Raw genomic sequence first — 22,613 nt, forward strand, 5'->3', positions numbered from 1 at the left:
AAAAATGTACACAGTACATTTTCTTCTGCGTTCCATCGCCTTGGGGACGTTCTGGCTACGATCCAGTTCCCGAGACGGATGACAACTAAAAATTACTGTAGGGACAGGTCGCGACCTGTCCGTACGCGACCTGTCCCTACAGCATTTATCACAACAAAAATATTGGTTCATCCAAATTTATGATAAATTCTCGTTAATCCTTTTTAACATATTCATTTAAATAACCTTTAAATGTTATATTTACAATCCTAAAATATACTCTATGTTTTTACTTAAATTCGATTGGAACCCAATCTCTGGAATCGATATCATTGGAAACTTCAAACTTTATTTTTATAGCGTGATGTGGATTACCGCCTTTATGTTAGGATGGTATATTATGAAACGCATATTTATAAAAGAAAAAGTAAAATTAGAATACTTAGACCCCTTATTTATATATACGGTTTTTGCTACTATGTTAGGTGCGCGTCTAGGACATGTAATCTTCTATCAATCTGAGTTGATTTCTCAAGATTTCTTTAGCATCTTTTTACCTTTTCGATTTCATCCAGAATTCGAATTTACAGGCTTTCAAGGTTTAGCTAGTCATGGTGCCGCTATTGGAATTATTATTGGAATGTATCTCTACCGAAGAAAATACAAATACAAATCTTTAATGTGGATTCTGGATAGAGTTGTTATTCCTGTAGCTTCGGGTGCCATATTTATTAGAATAGGAAACTTTATTAATTCCGAAATCATTGGAAAAGTTACAGATTCTGCGTTTGGAGTTCGTTTTATTCAAGACCAATACGCTCCTGGGGAAGCCATGCAGCTTACTGGAATGAAAACACCAAAAGAAGCTTATGATGCTATTGCAAATAATCCACAATTTATAGAGTTATTACAAGCCGTTCCTTATAGACATCCGGCACAATTATACGAAGCATTTTGTTATGTGTTTGTGTTTTTAATATTATGGTATTTCTACGCTAAAACGAATAAAGGCAATCAGCAAGGATTTTTATTTGGTTTATTTTTAGTGCTTCTATGGACCATTAGACTGTTTGTTGAGTTTGTAAAAGAACCACAAGGCGACGAGTATATAACACTTATGGGATTAAACACAGGACAACTATTAAGTATTCCGTTTATTCTTATTGGTCTGTATTTTATGTTTGTTTATAAACCTAAAAACCCAATCGATTAATATGGTCTTTAAATTTAAATATTCACTTTCGTTTGTTTTTTTGCTAAGTATAATCTCTTTAAGCCTAACAACTTCGTGTAAAGACGATAAAAAGATTATTAAAACTACCGAAGTTACTTTTACTAAAGAAGGCGAATTAACACTATTTGAAGCAGAAACTAATACACCCATTTCAACCATCGATATTGAAATTGCAGATAATGAATACGAAACCCAAACGGGTTTAATGTATAGAAGTTCCATGAAAGAAAACCGTGGAATGCTCTTTGTTTTTGAAGATGAAAGACCTCGTTCTTTTTATATGAAAAACACACAGTTTGCATTAGATCTCATCTATTTAGATACGAATAAAACCATTGTAAGTTTTCAGGAAAATGCACAGCCTTTAAATGAAAGCTCGCTCCCATCTAATTTCCCTGCAAAATATGTTTTGGAAGTAAATGCCGGCTTGGTAGCTAAATGGAATCTACAAGTTGGAGATTATATGAGTTATTCAGTAATTAATTCACAATAAATATTTAAGGGTTTATAGTGAATTGGTAAAATAGAAATCATAAAAGGAAACTTAAATTAACACCTGTTCTAATAACTGATATCCTGTTTTAATTTACTGCACAAAACAAGATGAACTACGGCGTAAAAACTACAACTATAACAACAGCTTCCAATCAGGACTTAGCTTTGTCTGTATTTAAGCCTAAACAGTCTAACCATAAAAGTATTGTAATTTCTTCTGCAACTGGGGTTTTACAAAAATACTACTTCAGGTTTGCCAACCACTTTGCTCAATTAGGCTTTACCGTTTATACTTTCGATTATTATGGTATTGGTGCTTCTAATTCCAAAAATATTAAGCAAATTACCGCTAATCTAAATACTTGGGCAATGGATCAGGCTGCCGTATTAAAATACGCCAAAGAAAAAAACCCTGAACATAAATTAGTTTTAATAACACATAGTATTGGAGGACAGCTTATTGGTTTAAACCCGGAAATTAAATTGGTTGATGCTATAATTACGGTTGCTTCACAAACAGGTTATTGGAAATACTTTCAAGGATTTTCAAAATTTAGAATGTGTATGTTTTGGTATGTGCTCATTCCTGTATTTACGCCATTATTTGGTTATTTTCCTGCAAAACAATTAGGCTTATTTGAGAACATTCCAAAACAAGTGGCTTACCAATGGAGAGAATGGGGAATTCACCCAGAATATATGTTTGGACATTTTAAGCACACGAGTTTATACTTTAATTCTATTAGATGTAATGTGTTAGCTTTAAGTTTTCCAAGAGACATATTTGCTTCAAAAGCTTCAGTAGATTGGCTGGCATCTAAATTCACTCAGGCAGAAGTAGACAGACGACATCTTATACCTGAAGAGCTTCAGATTAAGGATATTCAACATTTTGGTTTTTTTAAGAAAGCCTTTAAAGAGTCTCTTTGGAGTTTAACAGAAACTTGGATTGAGGAAAACACTTAGTTTTCTTTAGAGCAAAAGAATCCAGCCCAAAATACTTCAGTTAAAAACTATATTCCGAAAACAAAAAAGTCCTTTTGATTAATATCAAAAAGACTTTTTTTATATACTTTAAAGTTATCTGAGCTTAGGCTTCAGCAACTTCTTCTTTTGGTTTATCCTTTAAAGAATCGGCTGCATCTCCTCTTTTTACAGAATCGTACATTATTGGAGTTGCTATAAACAACGATGAGTATGTACCAACTATAACACCAACTATTAAGGCAAACATAAAGCCTCTAATTGAATCTCCACCAAAAATAAAGATTGCTAATAGCACCACTAAGGTAGTTAAAGACGTATTTAAGGTTCTACTTAAAGTACTACTTAAAGAGGAGTTGATAATTTTACCGAAATTCCATGATGTATGTTCGTTAACAAATTCACGAATTCTATCAAACACAACCACGGTATCGTTTAATGAGTAACCAATTACCGTTAAGATAGCTGCAATAAAGGCTTGATCTATCTCCATAGAGAATGGCATAAATTTATATGTTAAAGAGAATACACCTAAAACAATAATCACATCATGGAATACAGCTGCAACTGCACCAAGAGAGAATTGCCATCTTTTAAAACGGAATAAGATATAAAGGAACACAACAATTAGCGATCCAAAAATAGCCCAAATAGAAGCTGTTTTAATATCGTTTGCAATTGTTGGACTCACTTTATAATACTTCATTAAACCAACAGTTTTATGTTCGTTATCACTCATAAAGTCATCATAAGAAACACCTTCTAAATGAGGTAATAAAGCTGTATATAAAGTTTTTCTTAATTCTTCATCTACTTCAGCACTAGTTTCATCTACTTTAAACTTAGTTGTAATTTTTAATTGATTAGAATTACCAAAAGTTTTAGCATCTGCTGACCCAAAATATTCAGGCTCTGAAAGTAGGTCTGTAATTTCAGATGCGCTTACGGGTTGGTCAAAACGTACTTGGTAAGTTCTTCCCCCAACAAAATCGACACCTTGATCTAAACCATTTGTAAATAAAGATCCAATACTTACAGTTAACATAATTGCTGAAAATATATAAGCAGTTTTATGTTTCTTTAAGAAGTCTATATTGATGTTTCTAAATAAATTCTTAGTTAAGCTTGTAGAGAAATCTAATTTCCCTCCTCTTTCAGAATACCAATCCACTATTAATCTTGTAATAAAAATAGCTGTAAATAAAGAAGTAGCAATACCAATTATTAAGGTAGTAGCAAATCCTTTAATAGGTCCTGTTCCAAATATAAATAAGATTAAAGCGGTAAGACCTGTTGTAATGTTGGCATCTAAAATAGAAGACAAAGCATTACTAAATCCGTCTTGTATAGATTCTTTTTGTCCTTTTCCTTTAGCGAGTTCTTCTCGAATCCTCTCAAAGATAAGTACGTTTGCATCCACAGACATACCAATAGTTAACACAATACCGGCAATTCCAGGTAAGGTTAATACGGCTCCTAAACCAGATAACACACCAAATATTAATAAAATATTGAATGCCATTGCTATATCAGCAAAAAGTCCTGCTTTTCCGTAATAGAAAATCATCCATAACAACACTAAAGCAAGTGCAATTAAGAAAGATAATTTTCCAGAATCGATAGCTTCCTGACCTAAAGATGGTCCTACTACCTCACTTTGAATAATATCTGCTGAAGCTGGTAATTTACCGGCACGTAAAACGTTGGCTAAATCCGTTGCTTCATTTAATGTAAAGTTACCAGAGATTTGAGAGTTTCCTCCAGAAATAGCTCCTGTGGTAACTCCTGGTGCAGAATACACCACATTATCTAATACAATAGCAATTTGAGAACCTTGAGTAAATGCATTTCCAGTCATTTCTTCCCAGATTTTAGCACCTTTAGCATTCATTTGCATAGAAACTACTGGCTTACTTGTAGGGCCATATTCTTGACGTGCATCTGTAACTACGGCTCCACTTAAAGGAGGAAGGTTATCTCTATTTCCAACTAAAGCGTATAAATCTACTATTTCGCTGTCTTTTGCTGGTTTTCCAAATAAGAACTTAACATTACGCATTTCTGCAGGAAGTAAAGCTCTAACTTGAGGCATATTTAAATACTCAAGAACTTTGTCTTTATCTTTTATAGCAAATTGTGCTACAACAGGACCGCCTTGGTAACCAAAACCTCTAATTAATTTTCCAATTGGATTATTTTCAACATCTAAAGAATCTGGATCGTCTCCTAATAAGTCAGAAATCTTAGAATCTTCAGAATCTTCAATTCCTTCTTCGTTTTCATCTGTAGCTTCTTGTTCTGGAGCTTCAATTTCTTTTATCAATTCGTTAGCTTGATTTAAGAAGCCCATGAATTGTTCACCTTTATAAGCATCCCAAAACTCTAATTGAGCTGTACTTTGTAATAAGGTAGTAGCACGTTCTACATCTTTAACACCTGGTAATTCTACAAGAATTTGACCAGAAGATCCTAAACGCTGAATGTTTGGAGATGTTACACCAAACTCATCAATACGTTTACGTAAGACTTCGAAAGCGGAAATAATAGACTCGTCAATTTTTCTTGAGATGATAGGTTTTACCTGATCATCGGACATATCGAAAGTAATTTCTTCGCTTAACGTTCTATTGGCAAAAATTTCTGGAGAAGCCAATTTAGTGTCTCCTTTAATTGCGTCGAAAGCTATGTAGAAATCTTCTAAGTATGTATTTTGACTACTTTTCTGAAGTTCGGAAGCGTTATCTAAAGCCTGATTAAAAACAGGATCTTTACTATAATTAGCTAATCCTTTTAAAATGTCTTTTACAGATACTTGTAAAATAACATTGACTCCACCTTTTAGGTCAAGACCTAAATTCATGGCGTTTTCCTTAACCTCGTTATAGGTGTAATCGGCAACTCCTAAGCTATACACTTTTTCGTTAGCTATAGAATCTAAATACTGACGTTCTTTAACTGCATCGCCACTTGCATACACTCTTGCATCTTCGTCTATACTGTTTGCCTTAAATGTAAAAGACAATTGGTAAATACTTACCAAACCAAATAAAATTGCAAATAGTTTTACTAATCCTTTATTCTGCATTATTTATTAAATTAATTAGTTCTTTGTTCTGAATTTTTAAAACGAGCAAATATATATCTTCTAGACTTATTTAACAAAATGTTTAGGATATATAACAAAAAAAAACAGCTATAAAAAGCTGTTTTTTTTTGTTGCTAAAAAGTTAATGGCTTACATGCCTTGTAACTTGTCAGTTTTTTCGTAACCTTCTGGAGGTGTCATATCAAATTTATCATCTGGAACAGATTCATTCTTAATTTCTGTAACCTCTTGAGTGATAGTTAAATTCATTCCCATCTGATTCATATTCATAGTTAAGTAAAGTGGATATCCATTTAAATCCGTTCCCATCATTGCAGATTGTTGAGAGATAGCACTTAACTTATCTGTTGTATACACATCCATTTTTACAACTACACCATCTTTATTTATTTCTACATTATATTCTTGACATTCGTATCCAAGAACATTTTTAGTTTCGTCTCCTTTTGTAACAACCACATTCTCCATATCTTCCTCTGACGGTTCCATAGGTTGAATTGAATACGTTTTACCTGTACTTTGATTATTAAGACTCATAAACATTTGGTTATTATCGTTATCCATAATAGCCACAGTAGAGCCTGTCATAAAATTATTAGATTCAGAACGCGTTTTATTTCCTTTAAAATACGTTGTAGTTATAATATCTCCAATCATAGCTAGCTGACCTTGCAATTCCTCATTGTCTGTAGACATAGTTTGCTTAGAAGTAACCACGCCTTCTGTAAGTTTTTCTTGCGAAAAGCCTAAACTGCTAACAGTAATTAAAAAGGCTAAAAATATATTTTTCATAAATAATAGTTTAAGTTTTTGGTTTATATAAAAAAATGTCATCCTGATAAATGTAAGAATCTTTAATAAAAAGGGGCAACTCTTAAAGCCATGTATCAGAATGACATATTATAGAATTTCTTATAATTCTAAAAGTCCGTTTGTTTTTCTTACGGCTTCTGCACTTTCTTTCATGCTTATTTTTTCGGCATCGTTTAAGTCTATTTCAACTATTTTTTCGATCCCGTTTCTTCCTAAAATTACTGGAACTCCAATACAAATATCTTTCAATCCGTATTCACCATCTAATAGAACTGAACAAGGGAACATTTTTTTCTGGTCGCATGCAATAGCTTGTACTAAACCACTTACTGCTGCTCCAGGAGCGTACCAAGCAGACGTACCTAATAATTTTGTAAGAGTTGCTCCCCCTACTTTGGTATCTGCCTTAACCTGCTCTAAACGGTCTTCTGATAAAAATTCAGTTACAGGAACCGAGTTTCTTGTAGCCAATCTTGTTAAAGGAATCATTCCGGTATCACTATGTCCACCAACAACCATTCCATCTACATCGCTAATTGGCGCACCTAAAGCTTCTGCTAATCTATATTTAAAACGTGCAGAATCTAAAGCTCCACCCATTCCAATAATTCTGTTTTTTGGTAATCCAGTAGATTTTGAAGCTAAATAGGCCATAGTATCCATTGGGTTGCTTACAACAATAAGTATAGTTTCTGGTGAATGTTTTACTAAGTTTGAAGATACTTCTTTTACAATTCCAGCATTAATACCAATTAATTCTTCACGTGTCATTCCTGGCTTTCTAGGAATTCCCGAAGTAATTACACAAATATCGCTCTTTGCAGTAGCTGAATAATTGTTAGTTACCCCTGTTATTTTCGTGTCAAATCCATTTAATGAAGCCGTTTGCATTAAATCCATGGCTTTCCCTTCGGCAAAACCTTCTTTAATGTCTAATAAAACCACTTCTGAAGCAAAATTTTTAATCGCTATGTATTCTGCACAACTTGCTCCTACTGCCCCTGCTCCAACTACTGTTACTTTCATATTATAATTATTATTTTAAGTTAATATAAGAATGATTTATCCCCGTTTTAAAACCATTTAATTTTTAATCGGGTTAAATCAAAAGTTTGAATTCTTCTATAATTATAGGAAGATATTAAAAGTATAAAACTAACAACAGTCCATATAATAAAATAATCCTGTCCATATTATATGTCCACATTTATTTCTTAGAAATACGTCTGAAAGTTTTGTGTTTTTCAATTTTCATCTACCTGTTTAGCAGTACAATTACTAAACTTTAGCAAATTTAACATTTTTAAACTAAAATTGTTTTAAGATTTTGCTAAATCTAAAATGAAAAATTTAATCCAAGGGAAGCACTATCAAATTCTGCAAAGGTATAGTCTAAGTTTAGAGCAAAAAAACCAAGTTTTACATGAGCTCCTAACGTCGTTCTAACTCCTGAAGTTTTATCTTCAATAGAAAACGGATCTATAATTTCTTCGGTATACAATACCCCATCTGTAACCACATAGGTTCCAAGCAAGTCTGTTTCCGATTTACCGTTTAAATAACCAAGTCCTCCATATACATTTAGCACCTTAAAGTTTGTAGAAGCAATTAATTCAAATAACAAGGTATTAACATCTGTACTTACTTGTTGGCTATTGCCTTCTATTATACTTGAATTTGTAAAATCGTAACTGCCATCTAAATGTGTATAAGCAATTAAGCCCGAAATGGCCACAGGAAAAAATTTATCTCGCGGCAACCATGCTGTAAATTCCTGCTGAATCCCGAATCCGTAAAGCCCTGTTTTAACATCGTTAGTTTCTACTTTTGGAAAATAACGCGCTTTTAATTGTGTTCCTCTAAATGGTGAAAAACTAGCTTGTAAAAAAGCGGTTGGTATAAAATTAACTCCCGAAGAGCCAAGTCCTGTTGGTAAGGTTATTTCTGTTTCTTGATTTCCAAAAATAGGATCATCGTAAGTAATAATTACAGATATATCTGGATTGTTATGTCCCAAAGCCGTAGCCACCATTTTAGACGCACTATTATCTGGAAAGCGTATGTTGTTATAATCGCTAGCTCTCATTTCAAACGATTTCTTCTTATCATTTATAAAAGAGGTATTAGCAACCAAGCCTATTTCGAAACCAAATTGCTTCTGTCCTTTGGCGTGATTAAACCAACCGTTATTTATACCATACATTAACCCTTCTGTTGCCGGAGCTAAATAATCTGTACTAAAACGCTTGGCGTCATCAATACCTGCAGCTAATAATTCGTCTATATTATTTTGGGCAGTGAATGAAAAGGAAACTAAAAATAAAATTAAAAAGGAAAGACCTGTACGCATAACAAAATTAGGTTAAGATTAAAAGCACAACTACTTAATAGCTATTTAACTTAGAAGGTTAACATTTATTGTCTATAAACGGAAAATACTTACTATAGCTTGTTATAAAAAAACCTGTTGAACCTTAATCGATCCTACAGGTTTTTTTAAGTAAATTAAAGATACTCTAAAACAATATCTGGAGCTTACTTGTTTTGCTTAATGCAATACAAGTGCTCTAAATTGTTTAGGCATCAATATTTGCATAAACAGCATTCTTCTCGATAAATTCTCTACGAGGTGGCACTTCGTCTCCCATTAACATAGAGAATATTCTATCTGCTTCGGCGCCATTGTCTATTTGAACCAAACGCATTGTTCTATGTTCTGGATTCATTGTAGTATCCCAAAGTTGTTCTGCATTCATCTCTCCAAGACCTTTATAACGTTGAATACTCACGCTTCCTCCAAGTTCTTCTGCAATTGAGTCACGCTCTTCTTCAGACCATGCATATTCTTTTTTCTGTCCTTTTTTAACTAAAAATAAAGGTGGAGTTGCAATGTATATATGTCCGTTTTCAATAAGTTCTTTCATATATCTAAAGAAGAAAGTCAAAATTAAAGTAGCAATATGCGAACCATCAATATCGGCATCACACATAATTACTACTTTATGGTAACGTAATTTAGATAAGTTTAAAGCTTTGCTATCTTCTTCTGTTCCAATTGTTACTCCAAGTGCCGTAAAGATATTTTTAATCTCTTCGTTTTCAAACACCTTATGAGTCATTGCTTTTTCTACGTTCAAAATTTTTCCTCGTAATGGAAGAATAGCTTGGAACGCTCTATCTCTACCTTGTTTGGCTGTACCACCTGCCGAATCTCCCTCGACAAGAAATACTTCACATTTTGCCGGATCTTGTTCAGAACAGTCAGATAATTTTCCAGGTAAACCACCTATACTCATTACAGTTTTACGCTGTACCATTTCACGAGCTTTTTGAGCTGCGTGTCTAGCTTGAGCTGCTAAAATTACTTTTTGAACAATTGTTTTAGCTTCATCTGGATTTTCTTCTAAAAAATTGGTTAACATTTCAGACACAGCCTGACTAACAGAAGCTGAAACTTCTCTGTTTCCAAGTTTTGTCTTTGTTTGCCCTTCAAATTGTGGCTCTTGAACTTTTACCGAAACAATAGCTGTTAAACCTTCTCGGAAATCATCCCCAGCAATATCAAATTTCAACTTATCTAACATCCCAGATTCATCGGCATATTTTTTAAGTGTATGGGTTAATCCACGACGGAAACCAGATAAGTGAGTTCCTCCCTCGTGGGTATTAATATTGTTTACATAAGAATGTAAGTTCTCAGCATAAGAGGTATTATAAACCATGGCAACCTCAACAGGAACACCATTCTTTTCTCCTTCAAAAGCAATAACATCTTGAAGCAATGATTCTCTATTACTATCTAAGAATTTGATAAACTCTTTAAGACCTTCTTCTGAGTGAAAAGTTTCTCCTTCAAAAGAACCATCTTCTTTTAAGCTACGTCTATCCACCAAGTGAATAGTAATACCTTTATTTAAATACGCCAATTCGCGCATTCTACTAGCTAGAGTATCATAGCTAAATTCGATAGATTGGGTAAAAATTGTTGTATCAGGTTTAAAGGTAACTATAGTTCCTTTTTTATCTGTTGTACCAACTTCTTTTACAGGATACATGGCTTTTCCTCTCTCGTATTCCTGCTCCCATATTTTACCATCTTTATGCACAGTAGCGGTTAAGTGCTCTGACAAAGCATTTACACAACTTACCCCAACTCCGTGAAGACCTCCTGATACTTTATAAGAATCCTTATCGAATTTTCCTCCAGCACCAATTTTAGTCATAACTACCTCTAATGCCGAGACACCTTCCTTTTTATGGATATCCACCGGAATTCCACGACCATCATCTTCTGTGGTAATAGAATTATCTTCATTAATAGTTACTGTAATATTATCACAGTATCCACCCATAGCCTCATCGATAGAGTTATCTACAACTTCGTACACCAAGTGATGAAGTCCTCTTGTACCAACATCTCCAATATACATGGAAGGACGCATACGCACATGCTCCATACCTTCTAAAGCCTGAATACTATCAGCCGAATAATTGTGCTTTTTAATTTCCTCTTTATTATCGCTCATATAAAAACGTTTGTAGTTAATTTTATTTTTTTAGCTTGTTCAGTCAGCAAATGACTTCACAAAAAAATCCCGATGTATCGGGACTTTTGAATACAAACAAAGATACGAATAATTAACGCTTTTAGAAAGCAAATTAACAAGTTTGACTCAAATTTATTAACATTTGTTAATTACGTGAAAACGTCTTAAATCGCTTAAAAACATGCTTAAATTAAGTTTTAGACAATTATCAACTAGCTATCAGAACAAGAAAAGAAGAAAAACCTCTTACAAGTGAAATTTTAAATTTTGCTAAGTATAAAAAATGGCAATTTTAAACCAAAATAAACTACTAGAATTTAAAACTATCTATTTAAGCTGCTACCTCGTTTATTTCTTTTTTCTATTCCAAATCAACTACTATTACAACCAAATTGAATAATATGATCAATTACCCCTAAAAAAACAATTTTTTAAGGTTGAATTCAAATTGGTGTTAACTTTTATTTAACATTTAACAAAATAATTTAATATATTGCTATCCCAACTCTACTATATTACTTATGAAAATTAGAAATTCTTCTACCTACAAAACTGTGTTGTCTATTTACGGATCTACTGGTTTTATTTTTCTTTTAATATGTGTTTTCTCTTACTTTATAATTGGCAATCAAAACGTATTGTTTTTAGCCATTGTACTAGTAAGCTTCTTAATAACACTCAGCATCTACATCTATATCTTCAATGTTTTATTGAACAAACCATTAGGCTTAATTACGAAAATACTGGAAGAAAATGACGCTTCTGCAATTACCAAATTACAAGAAACATCTCTAGAGTTTTCGCATATTGGAAATTTGTTTTCTAATAATAATATTCAAAAAATAGAGCTTCAAAAAGCAAAAGAAAAAGCAGAGGAAAGTGATCTTTTAAAATCATCATTCTTGACCAATCTATCTCACGAAATTAGAACACCTATGAATGCCATCTTAGGGTTCTCAGACATTCTAAGTTCTCAAAAATTATCGGAATCTGAAATAAAAGAATATTTAAGTATAATTAATCGCAGTGGAAAAAACTTGGTTTCTATTATTGACGATTTGATTGAAATGTCTAAAATCGATACAAATCAGGTAAAACCTAAATTTGGCGCTTTTAATTTGGATGGAACTTTAAATGAGCTCCAAAAAACCATTGAAATTACTATCCCTAAGGATAAAGATTTAAAGTTAATTTTTGATTCGCCCAAACATCCGGTAGTCTTTCAATTTATAACAGATGAAGTAAAATTTAAACAAGTGTTTGTTAATTTAATTAATAACGCTGTAAAGTATACAGAAAAAGGCTCTGTACAATTTGGATACAATATTACTCCTGAGATTAATGCTTTAGAATTTTATATAAAAGATACCGGAATAGGAATCTCTGAAGAGGCTTTTAATAAAATTTTTAATCGCTTTAATAGAATTCAGAATGACCAGACTATGAATTTACACGGTTTAGGATTAGGCTTAGCCATATCAAAAGCTTATGTTGAAATGCTTGGTGGTAAAATTTGGTTAAATTCTAAAGAAAATGTGGGTACAACATTTTACTTTCATATACCTCTAAAATTAAACAGTTTACCAATAGAGACTGAAAAACAAGTAAAACTAAACTCGGCAGATAAAGCAAAGCCCTTAACCATATTAATTGCCGAAGACAACAATGTTAACTTTATGCTTATTAGCCACGTTTTGAGTGTTAGAAATTACACCTTAATCAGAGCTAATAACGGACAAGAAGCCGTTGATATTTGCAGAAAAAACAAATCTATTCAATTGGTTATCATGGATTTAAAAATGCCGAAGATGGACGGCTACGAAGCGAGAAATATTATAAAAAGCTTTAAACCCTTTCTACCAATTATAGCCCATACGGCTTATTCATCTTCAGATATTATTAATAACGTTTATGAAGCAGGTTTTATAGATTGTATTTCTAAACCTTTAGATAAAACAAAACTATTCCGAGTTATTGACAGAATAGAACATTTGACCCCAAATCCAGTTTCCGAAATACAAGTATTTAATTAAAAAAGCTGTCTAATTGCAATTTAGACAGCTTTCTACTTAATACTTCTTTTTAATACGCATCTGCATGCACTTTAGCAACAGCTCTGCCACTTGGATCGTTCATATTTTTAAAGGCTTCATCCCATTCTAAAGCAATTTTAGTACTACACGCCACACTTGCTTCTTGCGGAACACTTAAAGCAGCTGTATCGCTTGGAAAGTGCTCAGCAAAAATAGAGCGGTAATAAAACTCCTCCTTGCTGGTTGGAGTCTGAATTGGAAATTTATATTTTGCATTTGCTAATTGTTCGTCTGTAATTTCTTTAGCAACAACTTCCTTTAAACTATCAATCCAACTGTAGCCAACACCATCACTAAATTGTTCTTTTTGCCTCCAGGCCACAGATTCTGGTAGCATATCTTCAAAAGCTTTTCTAAGTACCCATTTTTCCATGCCTTGTTTTGCGCGAGAATCTGTAGCTTCTCCATCTATGGTTTTATCTTGTGGACTAATACGCATAGCCACATCCATAAATTCTTTATCTAAAAATGGCACACGTCCTTCAATACCCCAGGCAGCTAAACTTTTATTTGCTCTTAAACAATCGTATTGATGTAGTTTGCTTAATTTTCTAACCGTTTCTTCATGGAATTCTTGGGCATTTGGAGCTTTATGAAAATATAAATAACCTCCAAATATCTCGTCTGCACCTTCACCAGATAACACCATTTTTATTCCCATAGACTTAATTACCCTTGCCATTAAATACATAGGTGTACTGGCTCTAATAGTAGTTACATCGTAAGTCTCCAATTGATAGATTACATCTTTTATTGCATCTAAGCCTTCTTGAACAGTAAACTCTATTTCGTGATGAATGGTTCCAATATGATCTGCCACCTGTCTTGCCGCTTTTAAGTCTGGAGACCCTTTCAGACCCACTGAAAAAGAATGCAATTGCGGATACCAAGCTTCGGTTTTGTCGTTACTTTCAATGCGTCGTTGGGCATATTTTTTTGCAATGGCAGAGGTAATAGAAGAGTCCAAGCCTCCAGAAAGCAGAACACCATAAGGCACATCGCTCATTAATTGTCTGTGTACGGCGTCTTCCAAAGCTTGACGTAATTCAGCAATCTCTGTCGTATTGTTTTTTACAGCATCAAACTCGGTCCAATCTCTCTTGTACCATTTTACAAATTCTCCAGTTTTACTAGATAAATAATGTCCTGGAGGAAAAAGCTCAATTTTAGTACAAACACCTTCAAGGGCTTTTAATTCGGATGCTACATAAAACGTTCCATGTTCATCCCAACCAATATATAAAGGTATTATTCCCATATGATCTCTGGCCACAAGATATTCGTCCTTTTCCACATCGTAGATCGCAAACCCAAAAATCCCGTTCAAATCGTCTAAAAAGTCAACCCCTTTCTCTTTATATAAAGCTAGAATAACTTCGCAATCACTTTTTGTTTGAAAATTATATGTGTTTAGTAACTGCGCTCTCAGAGAACTATGGTTATATATTTCACCATTTGCTGCTAAAACAAGTTGCTTATCATCACTTAATAATGGCTGTTTTCCTGAAGCCGGATCCACAATAGCCAAACGCTCGTGAGCCATAATAACTTTTTCATCGCTATAAATTCCACTCCAATCCGGACCTCTATGACGAATTTTTTTAGCCATTTCTAAAACTTGAGGTCTTAAAGTTTCAGTTTTTTGCTTTAAATCGAAAGCACATACTATTCCACACATAATCTATTTCTTTTTAATAGTTTCAAATCTAACACAAATATGAGGTCAATTTATGAATACCGAAACAATAAACGAACAATAGATTACATATTAAAACATTATTAATTAAATTTATTTAAAAATGAAACATTATTAAAGATTAACTACTAATTGTTTTTATAGAATGAAACTTCCTTGTAGATAGCATGAATTTCATAATAATATTAAAGGACTAGCGTTAAAATTAACATAGTTTAAAATCTATTTATTTTTATTCCATTATATTTATAAAAAAAATTATGAAAAAATCAACATTATTCTCCGTCTTGACATTTGCATGTGTCCTATTATTTTCAACAACTATCTCTGCGCAAAACTTTAGTGGTTTAGACAAAAGCCCGATGGATGCAGCTTCTTTTCCAAGCAGTTATAAAGTGTCAGATAAGCAAGTAAAAGTTATTTACAGCAGACCACAATTAAAAGGAAGAGATGTTAAAAAACTTGCACCAAATGGAAAAGTTTGGAGAACCGGAGCTAATGAAGCCGTAGAGATTACTTTTTATCAAGACAAAATGTTTGGAGACAAGCAGGTAAAAGCTGGAACGTATTCTATGTTTACCATTCCAGGTGAAAAAGAATGGACGGTTATTTTAAATTCAGATATTAATGTTTGGGGGGCTTATTCTTATAACGAAACAAACGATGTTGTTAGAGTTATGGCAGAAACTTCCGAAGGCAAAAAATCTTTAGAAGCATTTTCTATTACTTTTGATGACGATGGAACCATGCATTTAGGATGGGGAACTTTAAGAGTTGCGGTTCCTATTAAATAAGAAAAATGAGATATTAAATAAAAAATGTTCCAGGTTTTAAAACTGGAACATTTTTTTTGGTCTTTATCTATTTTTAGAACATGCCATATAAACTCTAAAAACCTACTACGGTATATTCAAATATTTATGTGTTTGTAAAGACACTTTCCATTTTGGATTAGCCATCACATAGTCTACAATTTTAGGAACCACCTTATCTCGTTTGCTCCATTCAGGTTGCAAGTACAAAATACAATCCTTACTTACTTTTGCAGCTTGTTCTTCGGCAAAACGAAAATCGTCCTTATTAAAAATAATACATTTTAATTCATCTGCTTTTTTATAAACTTCTTCGGTAGGGAGTTTGAGCTTTTTTGGAGAAAGACAAATCCAATCCCAGGTTCCCGTTAATTTATAAGCTCCGGAGGTTTCTATATGAGTTTGAAGTCCTTTGGCTTTTAATTGCTCAGTTAATGGTCCCATATCCCAAGTAAGTGGCTCGCCTCCTGTAACAACAATGGTATTACTATACTTAGCCGCTTGTTCTACTATCTTCTCTGTATCTGTTGGAGGATGCAAATCTGCTAACCAACTTTCTTTAACATCACACCAGTGGCAACCTACATCGCAGCCGCCAATTCTAATAAAGTAGGCAGCCGTTCCCTTATGGAAACCTTCTCCTTGAATGGTATAAAACTCCTCCATTAAAGGCAACATTAACCCCTTATCTATCAACTCTTGTCTTTCGCTTTTTGTCATAGATTGCAAAGGTAACTATTTCAGTATTTAAACTAATTATGTACCCACGTATTTAAAATTAAATATTTCACATCTATTTCATAATTATAAACTTATAGCTCTTCTTTTCTTTAGCACAATAACTTTCAGAGTAAATGTTGAAAGATTTTTCAAATGTTTAGCTTAAAGATTAGTATTTTTATGCAAAATTTCAAGACAGATGGACAGACAGAATGCGTTCTTTAATCATATTACCGAAGGCAACAAAAACAAAGGAGAATATATTACTTTAGGTTCGGCAATGTTAGACGGAAAAACGGTGGAAAGCGCTTTTGTTAATGTGCCACTAAAAACCATGAACAGACATGGTTTAATTGCAGGAGCCACAGGAACTGGAAAAACAAAAACTCTTCAAGTAATTGCAGAAAACCTAAGCGAAAAGGGTGTTCCTGTTGTACTTATGGATGTTAAGGGCGATTTGAGCGGATTGGCAAAAGCCAGTCCCGGACATGCAAAAATCGATGAACGTCACGAACAAATAGGCCTGCCTTTTGAAGCCAAAGCTTTTCCTGTTGAATTACTAACTCTTTCTGAACAGAATGGTGTACGACTTCGAGCCACCATTAGTGAGTTTGGCCCTGTTCTAATCTCTAGAATTTTAGATGTTACCGAAACTCAGGCGGGTATTATTTCTGTTATTTTTAAATATTGCGACGATAATCATTTACCTCTTTTAGATCTTAAAGATTTTAAAAAGATTCTTCAATACGCTACTAACGAGGGTAAACAAGAGTTTGAAGATGCCTATGGACGCATTTCAACAGCTTCCACCGGAGCTATTCTAAGAAAACTGGTGGAATTGGAACAACAGGGAGCCGATTTATTCTTTGGAGAAACCTCTTTCGATCCACAAGATTTATTGAGACTTGACGAAAATGGCAGAGGCTATATAAACATTATTCGCTTAACAGATATTCAAGATAAACCTAAATTATTCTCAACTTTTATGTTGAGTTTATTAGCGGAAATATATTCCACTTTTCCGGAACAAGGAGATACAGGAAGACCTGAACTTGTAATGTTTATAGACGAAGCACACTTAATTTTCAACGAGGCCTCTAAGGCTTTATTAAACCAAATTGAAAGTATTGTAAAGTTAATTAGAAGTAAAGGAGTTGGTCTATATTTTGTTACTCAAAACCCCACAGATGTTCCAGAAGCCGTCTTAGCTCAACTGGGTTTAAAAGTTCAACATGCCTTAAGAGCTTTTACGGCTAAAGATAGAAAAGCCATTAAACTTACAGCACAAAACTATCCAGACACAGAATATTACGACACTGCTAGCGTTCTTACTTCTTTAGGAACAGGAGAAGCCTTAGTTTCTGCTTTAAATGAAAAGGGACGACCAACTCCATTAGCTGCAACTATGATGCGTGCTCCAATGAGCAGAATGGACATTCTTACAGATAAGGAGCTGAATGAGCTTTTAGACACTTCCAAATTAGTTAAAAAATACAATGAAGAAATTGATAGGGAAAGTGCTTACGAATTGCTCAATGATAAAATTGAACAGGCCGAAACCGAAGAATTAAAGGAAAAAGCACGAAAAGAAAGAGAAGCCCTTGAAAAAGCGCAATCTAAAAGTAGTTCTAGTAGAAAAAGCACCCGAATGAACCCAATAGTAAAAGTGCTTACAAGTGCTGTTTTTATTAGAAGTGTTTTCGGAATTCTTAATAAAGTCATAAAAAAATAACACCCCATTTATTACAAATAAAAACAAATTAAAAACACACTTATTTATCAAATGAAAAAAATCGCTTTTAGTTTAGCCATTGTATCTCTTTTATTTATTAGCTGTAAAAAAGAGCAAAATCCATTTCAAGTTAGCAAACAACATATTGGTTTATTAACAGACTCCACACAAGTGCAAGATCTTAAAACTGTTTTTGCAAACGATTCTGTGGTAGAAAGACTACTTGATCCGGAGTTTACTTATAACCGTACAGATATTGATATTTTTGACAAAGCAAGTAATAAACTACTTATTCTAACCCCGAATAAGGTAAAAGAACCTACGTCCACTATAAAAACAATAAAAATATTAGACCCTAGATTTAAAACAGATAAGGGCATTTCAACTCATAGCACCTTTGCAGATATCGAAAAGAACTATAAAATTTCAAGTATCCAAAATACGCTTAAAAATGTTGTGGTTTTTGTAGACGAAATCAATGCCTTTTTTACCATTTCCAAAACAGAATTACCAGCTGAACTGCAGTTTGATACAAATGCTAAAATTGATGCTGTACAAATACCAGGAAAAGCAAAAATTAAATATTTTATGGTAGGCTGGTAAGCCAGATGAAATTGAAATCGCTGTAATTTATAAACACATGCAAAAAAATAAAAAATACACTGTTCAAAATTCCCCATTTATTGTTCCAACAACCGATGGAAAAATAATTAAAGAACATTTTGGAAATGCTTCTCATGGAGATTCAAAACTAAGCATTGCGCACATGACAGCACCTGCTGGTTGGAGCGAACCGTTTCAAACCCCAGAATTCGACGAGTACACATTTATTATAAAAGGTAAAAAACAATTTATTATAGACGGAGAAGAACTTATATTAGAAGCCGGCCAGTCTATTAAAATTAAAAAAAACACAAGAGTACAATACTCCAATCCGTTTACAGAAGTTTGCGAATATCTTGCCATTTGCTTACCTGCTTTTTCTATAGATCTTGTAAATAGAGAGACCGAATGAAATTTATTCTCTCAAAATTAATAGGTTTATTTATAAATATTGTTGGTATATTTTTCCCAAAATTAGCAGCTAGAATGGCTTTATTTCTATTTACCAAACCTATGAAAGGTGAGATAAATGAGAAACAATCCGATTTTTTAGACACCGCTTTTAGAGAGGAACTCACTTTTAACAATATGCCAATCATGACCTACCGGTGGCTTGGAAAAAGAGAAACCATCTTATTAGCTCATGGCTGGGAAAGTAACTCGGCCAGATGGCAAACCCTTATAACCAATTTAAAGCAAAAAGGCTATGGAGTTGTAGCATTAGATGCTCCGGCTCACGGGCGTTCTGGAAGCAATAGGTTTAATGCTATTGTTTATTCCGAATTTATAAAAGTTGTGGCAGAAAGATTCCAACCAAATATTATTATCGGGCATTCGGTTGGCGGAATGGCAACGGCTTATTATCAATTTAAATATCAAGAAGAATCCATTCAAAAACTGATATTTTTAGGCGCGCCCTCAGAATTCATTGACGTTTTAACTCGCTATACAGACATGCTTAGCTTTAGCAATCGTGTTATAAAACATCTTAAAAAACTTATTAAGGAACGTTTTGGAGAGTTTCCTGAAGAATTTTCTACAGCAAAATATGCAGCAAAAATCACTTCACAAGGCTTGATTATTCACGATAAAAAAGATGGAATAATTCCTTACAACGACGCTATTTTAATTAAAAATAAATACAAAAATAGTAGGTTGATTTCAACTGAAGGTTTTGGTCATTCGTTGGCAACAGACGAAGTTTCAAATTACATTTACGAATTTTTAGAAAACTAAAGTTACTATCTTTGTCTTATGGAAGAAAATTTAAAACGAATTAATAAGTTTTTAAGTGAAGTTGGTTATTGCTCTCGTCGCGAAGCAGACAAACTTATCGATGCTGGACGTGTAACTATTAATGGAGAAGTTCCAGAGATGGGAACAAAAATAAGCCCAACCGATGTGGTACATGTAGATGGAGAACTAATTAAAAACACCAAAGAAGAATTTGTTTATTTAGCTTTTAATAAACCTATTGGCATAGTTTGTACAACAGATACCCGTGTTGAAAAAGACAATATTATCGATTTTATTAACTACCCAAAACGAATTTTTCCCATTGGAAGACTAGACAAGCCAAGTGAGGGTCTAATTCTTCTAACAGATGATGGCGATATTGTAAATAAAATACTTAGAGCCAACAACAATCACGACAAAGAATATATTGTAACAGTGGATAAACCTATTTCGCAAACCTTTATAAAACACATGTCGGAAGGTGTTCCCATTTTAGATACTATAACTAAAAAGTGTGAAGTTGAAAAGCTTGGAACCTACGAATTTAGAATTATACTTACCCAAGGTTTAAACAGACAAATTCGTCGCATGTGCGAATATCTAAATTACGAGGTACAAACACTTAAACGGGTTCGCATAATGAATATAAAGTTAGATATTCCAGTTGGAGAGTATAGAGAGTTAACAGACACCGAGTTTAAAGAATTATCCGATTTATTAGGTGAATCCACTAAGCAAGTTAAACCTACTGGAACAAAGAAAAGAAATAGACATCGATAATCGTTCTTATAAGCTATCTTGTTATTTATAGCGCCAGCTTGTTAAATCTGCATCTTTTGGAGCAGATTCCATAATACGTTTCATAATCTTTGGCACATACATACTATTATAACGCAATCTAGAAATATGGTTTGGATTTTCTTGATCGCCATTCCAGCAATGCTCGGCACGATCTCCATAAGCTACTTCGCCATCGTAATAAGGATTGGTTGTACTTTCCAGAAAATCTTCCATTAAATAAACGGCATTATTTAAATAATAATTGTCCATATCTCCACAGTAAATATGAATTTTTCCTTTTAATTTTTCACCTAATTTGTCCCAATCACGTTCTAAAATGTGTCTTAAGTCATAATTCTCTTTCCAATATTCAGCCACTTCATGATTTATTTCACCTGTATATTTATCCCAGATACGTTGCGGATACCCATCTTCTCCTTGAGGTGAATATGTAGCTTCCCAGATGTCGTATTGCTCACCAGAACGAGATTTATTACCAAGAACTAATTCCAAATGATTAATGGATTTCATGGAAGCACTTATATTTCCTAAATAATCTCTATGACCAGGAATTTCCACAGGGTTATGATTAGATTTTACATAATACGCATTTTCATCTTCGTATAAATTGTTTAGGCAATACGCTCTAAAATCAATTGGATCCGGACAGGCCGCAAAGCATCCATTGTATTCTTCAGGATATTTTACTTGTACCGCCAGAGCTTCCCATCCTCCTGTTGATCCTCCATATAAAAACCGAGCCCAACCTTCGCCCTGACCTCTAAACATTTTTTCTATATATGGAATTAATTCGTAGGTAAGCGCATCTCCATAAGGACCTTGGCTAGCAGAGTTTACCGCATAAGAATCGTCGTAATAAGGTGTTGGATGCTGTATTTCAATAATTAAAAATCTTGGAAAATCTGGTTCATTCCAGCGTTTATAGAAATTATAAGCTTCCTCTTGCTGAATAATATTATAACCATCAATTCCAAAACGCTCTGAATATTCAGGTTCTAAATTTTGATCGGGAGGTGTGGTTCTAAAACCTCCAAAATCGCTTGGAAAATGTCCATGAAAAACCATTAGTGGATATTTGGCTTCTGGATGTTCATTAAACCCTTTTGGCAATAACACATGAGCTCCAACATACATATCTCTTCCCCAAAATTGGGATAGCAAATCAGATTTCATCCTAATATGTTTTATCCATTCAGTGTCTTCTGGCTGCTCAATTTCTGGAATAACTTGATCTAAAACAATATGGAGTTTTGGAAGGGAGTTTTTTGTAATTTCTATTTTTACCGGTTTACTATACAAATTTCCTGGAGAAATATTCCACTTCTGTCCTTCTCCATTATCCATAGGAAGCTTTACAGTTTGTCCGGTAGACAAATTAAAGGTTTCATAGACATGCAATACAGCTTGTACATAATATTCGCCTGGCTTAACTTCCGATAAAGACTCGTACGGAAAGCCAAAACCTTCTTTAGAAAACACAACTTTTTCATTAGGTTGCAACTGGTCCACATTTTTCCCAAAAATGGGTTGTGCGTTTAAACCGTATGTTACTTGAAAACGAGGTTCCTCCTTTTCCCCATCTGCTAGAATAAGAAGCAACCTTCCATCCAGATTTTCAAGATTGAGACTATCAGAATAAGATACAGAAATATAGATTTCAGAAGACATATTGGAAGATTTAGATTGACAAGCTAAAACAAATATAAATAACAATAATGTGAGTTTCGATAAAGATTTCATAAGCTTGGTTATTTTATGAAAG

At 33.5% G+C, this 22,613-nt stretch carries 18 protein-coding genes; 10 read left to right on the plus strand and 8 right to left on the minus strand.

Annotated elements, in window-relative coordinates; genetic code table 11:
- Positions 1-262 precede the first annotated feature (262 nt).
- The 3 genes from lgt (at position 263) to OS188_RS11965 (ending at position 2,674) form a co-directional block, all read left to right on the plus strand.
- Positions 263-1,192, plus strand: a complete 930-nt coding sequence (lgt, locus tag OS188_RS11955) for a prolipoprotein diacylglyceryl transferase (RefSeq protein WP_267149082.1) — start codon at positions 263-265, stop codon at positions 1,190-1,192.
- 1 nt (position 1,193) lies between these two features.
- Complete coding sequence (locus OS188_RS11960) at positions 1,194-1,706, plus strand: DUF192 domain-containing protein (RefSeq protein WP_267149083.1); 513 nt, start codon at positions 1,194-1,196, stop codon at positions 1,704-1,706.
- Between the two features lie 110 nt (positions 1,707-1,816).
- On the plus strand, positions 1,817-2,674 hold the full coding sequence (locus tag OS188_RS11965) for an alpha/beta hydrolase family protein (RefSeq protein WP_267149084.1): 858 nt from the start codon (positions 1,817-1,819) through the stop codon (positions 2,672-2,674).
- 124 nt (positions 2,675-2,798) lie between these two features.
- On the opposite strand, the gene secDF is transcribed toward OS188_RS11965, so the two are convergent.
- The 5 genes from secDF to gyrB form a co-directional block, all read right to left on the minus strand.
- Complete coding sequence (gene secDF, locus OS188_RS11970) at positions 2,799-5,777, minus strand: protein translocase subunit SecDF (protein ID WP_267149085.1); 2,979 nt, start codon at positions 5,775-5,777, stop codon at positions 2,799-2,801.
- Between the two features lie 150 nt (positions 5,778-5,927).
- Positions 5,928-6,590: a hypothetical protein gene (locus tag OS188_RS11975; protein WP_267149086.1), complete on the minus strand. Its 663-nt coding sequence runs from the start codon at positions 6,588-6,590 to the stop codon at positions 5,928-5,930.
- A gap of 120 nt (positions 6,591-6,710) precedes the next feature.
- The gene (gene mdh, locus OS188_RS11980) at positions 6,711-7,637 is read right to left on the minus strand and encodes a malate dehydrogenase (RefSeq protein ID WP_267149087.1); all 927 of its coding nucleotides are present in this window, start codon (positions 7,635-7,637) and stop codon (positions 6,711-6,713) included.
- A 310-nt stretch (positions 7,638-7,947) separates the two neighbouring features.
- Entirely contained in the window at positions 7,948-8,961 is a 1,014-nt protein-coding gene (locus tag OS188_RS11985; RefSeq protein WP_267149088.1) for a DUF6588 family protein, read from the minus strand.
- A 226-nt stretch (positions 8,962-9,187) separates the two neighbouring features.
- Positions 9,188-11,137, minus strand: coding sequence for a DNA topoisomerase (ATP-hydrolyzing) subunit B (gene gyrB / locus OS188_RS11990; RefSeq protein WP_267149089.1), 1,950 nt, complete (start codon positions 11,135-11,137; stop codon positions 9,188-9,190).
- Between the two features lie 542 nt (positions 11,138-11,679).
- Between gyrB and OS188_RS11995 the strand changes: the two genes are divergently transcribed.
- The gene (locus OS188_RS11995; RefSeq protein ID WP_267149090.1) at positions 11,680-13,191 is read left to right on the plus strand and encodes a hybrid sensor histidine kinase/response regulator; all 1,512 of its coding nucleotides are present in this window, start codon (positions 11,680-11,682) and stop codon (positions 13,189-13,191) included.
- A gap of 49 nt (positions 13,192-13,240) precedes the next feature.
- On the opposite strand, the gene asnB is transcribed toward OS188_RS11995, so the two are convergent.
- Positions 13,241-14,929, minus strand: coding sequence for an asparagine synthase B (asnB, locus tag OS188_RS12000; protein WP_267149091.1), 1,689 nt, complete (start codon positions 14,927-14,929; stop codon positions 13,241-13,243).
- 278 nt (positions 14,930-15,207) lie between these two features.
- Here asnB and OS188_RS12005 point away from each other — a divergent pair, with 278 nt between their 5' ends.
- Positions 15,208-15,741, plus strand: a complete 534-nt coding sequence (locus OS188_RS12005) for a DUF2911 domain-containing protein (RefSeq protein ID WP_267149092.1) — start codon at positions 15,208-15,210, stop codon at positions 15,739-15,741.
- Between the two features lie 105 nt (positions 15,742-15,846).
- Here the strand turns inward: OS188_RS12005 and OS188_RS12010 are convergent, their stop codons facing one another.
- Positions 15,847-16,479 carry a 7-carboxy-7-deazaguanine synthase QueE gene (locus OS188_RS12010; RefSeq protein ID WP_267149093.1) on the minus strand — a complete coding sequence of 211 codons (633 nt, stop codon included), beginning with the start codon at positions 16,477-16,479 and terminating at the stop codon, positions 15,847-15,849.
- 199 nt (positions 16,480-16,678) lie between these two features.
- On the opposite strand from OS188_RS12010, the gene OS188_RS12015 reads away from it, so the two are divergent.
- Genes OS188_RS12015 through rluF form a run of 5 tightly spaced genes read left to right on the plus strand, consistent with a single transcriptional unit; the run spans position 16,679 to position 20,830 of the window.
- A complete protein-coding gene (locus tag OS188_RS12015; RefSeq protein ID WP_267149094.1) occupies positions 16,679-18,211 on the plus strand; it encodes a helicase HerA-like domain-containing protein in 1,533 nt (510 codons plus the stop codon).
- A 51-nt stretch (positions 18,212-18,262) separates the two neighbouring features.
- A complete protein-coding gene (locus tag OS188_RS12020) occupies positions 18,263-18,814 on the plus strand; it encodes a hypothetical protein (protein WP_267149095.1) in 552 nt (183 codons plus the stop codon).
- Positions 18,815-18,851: 37 nt separating this feature from the next.
- Positions 18,852-19,226 (plus strand): cupin domain-containing protein, encoded by a 375-nt coding sequence (locus tag OS188_RS12025; protein WP_267149096.1) that lies wholly within the window; start codon positions 18,852-18,854, stop codon positions 19,224-19,226.
- A complete protein-coding gene (locus tag OS188_RS12030) occupies positions 19,223-20,050 on the plus strand; it encodes an alpha/beta hydrolase (RefSeq protein WP_267149097.1) in 828 nt (275 codons plus the stop codon). The genes OS188_RS12025 and OS188_RS12030 overlap by 4 nt, the downstream gene beginning before the upstream one ends.
- Positions 20,051-20,068: 18 nt before the next feature.
- Entirely contained in the window at positions 20,069-20,830 is a 762-nt protein-coding gene (gene rluF / locus OS188_RS12035; protein ID WP_267149098.1) for a 23S rRNA pseudouridine(2604) synthase RluF, read from the plus strand.
- A 21-nt stretch (positions 20,831-20,851) separates the two neighbouring features.
- Here the strand turns inward: rluF and OS188_RS12040 are convergent, their stop codons facing one another.
- On the minus strand, positions 20,852-22,591 hold the full coding sequence (locus tag OS188_RS12040) for an alpha/beta hydrolase-fold protein (protein WP_267149099.1): 1,740 nt from the start codon (positions 22,589-22,591) through the stop codon (positions 20,852-20,854).
- Between the last annotated feature and the right edge of the window lie 22 nt (positions 22,592-22,613).

Source organism: Xanthomarina sp. F1114 (assembly GCF_026410255.1).
In the GTDB taxonomy this organism is placed as follows: domain Bacteria; phylum Bacteroidota; class Bacteroidia; order Flavobacteriales; family Flavobacteriaceae; genus Xanthomarina.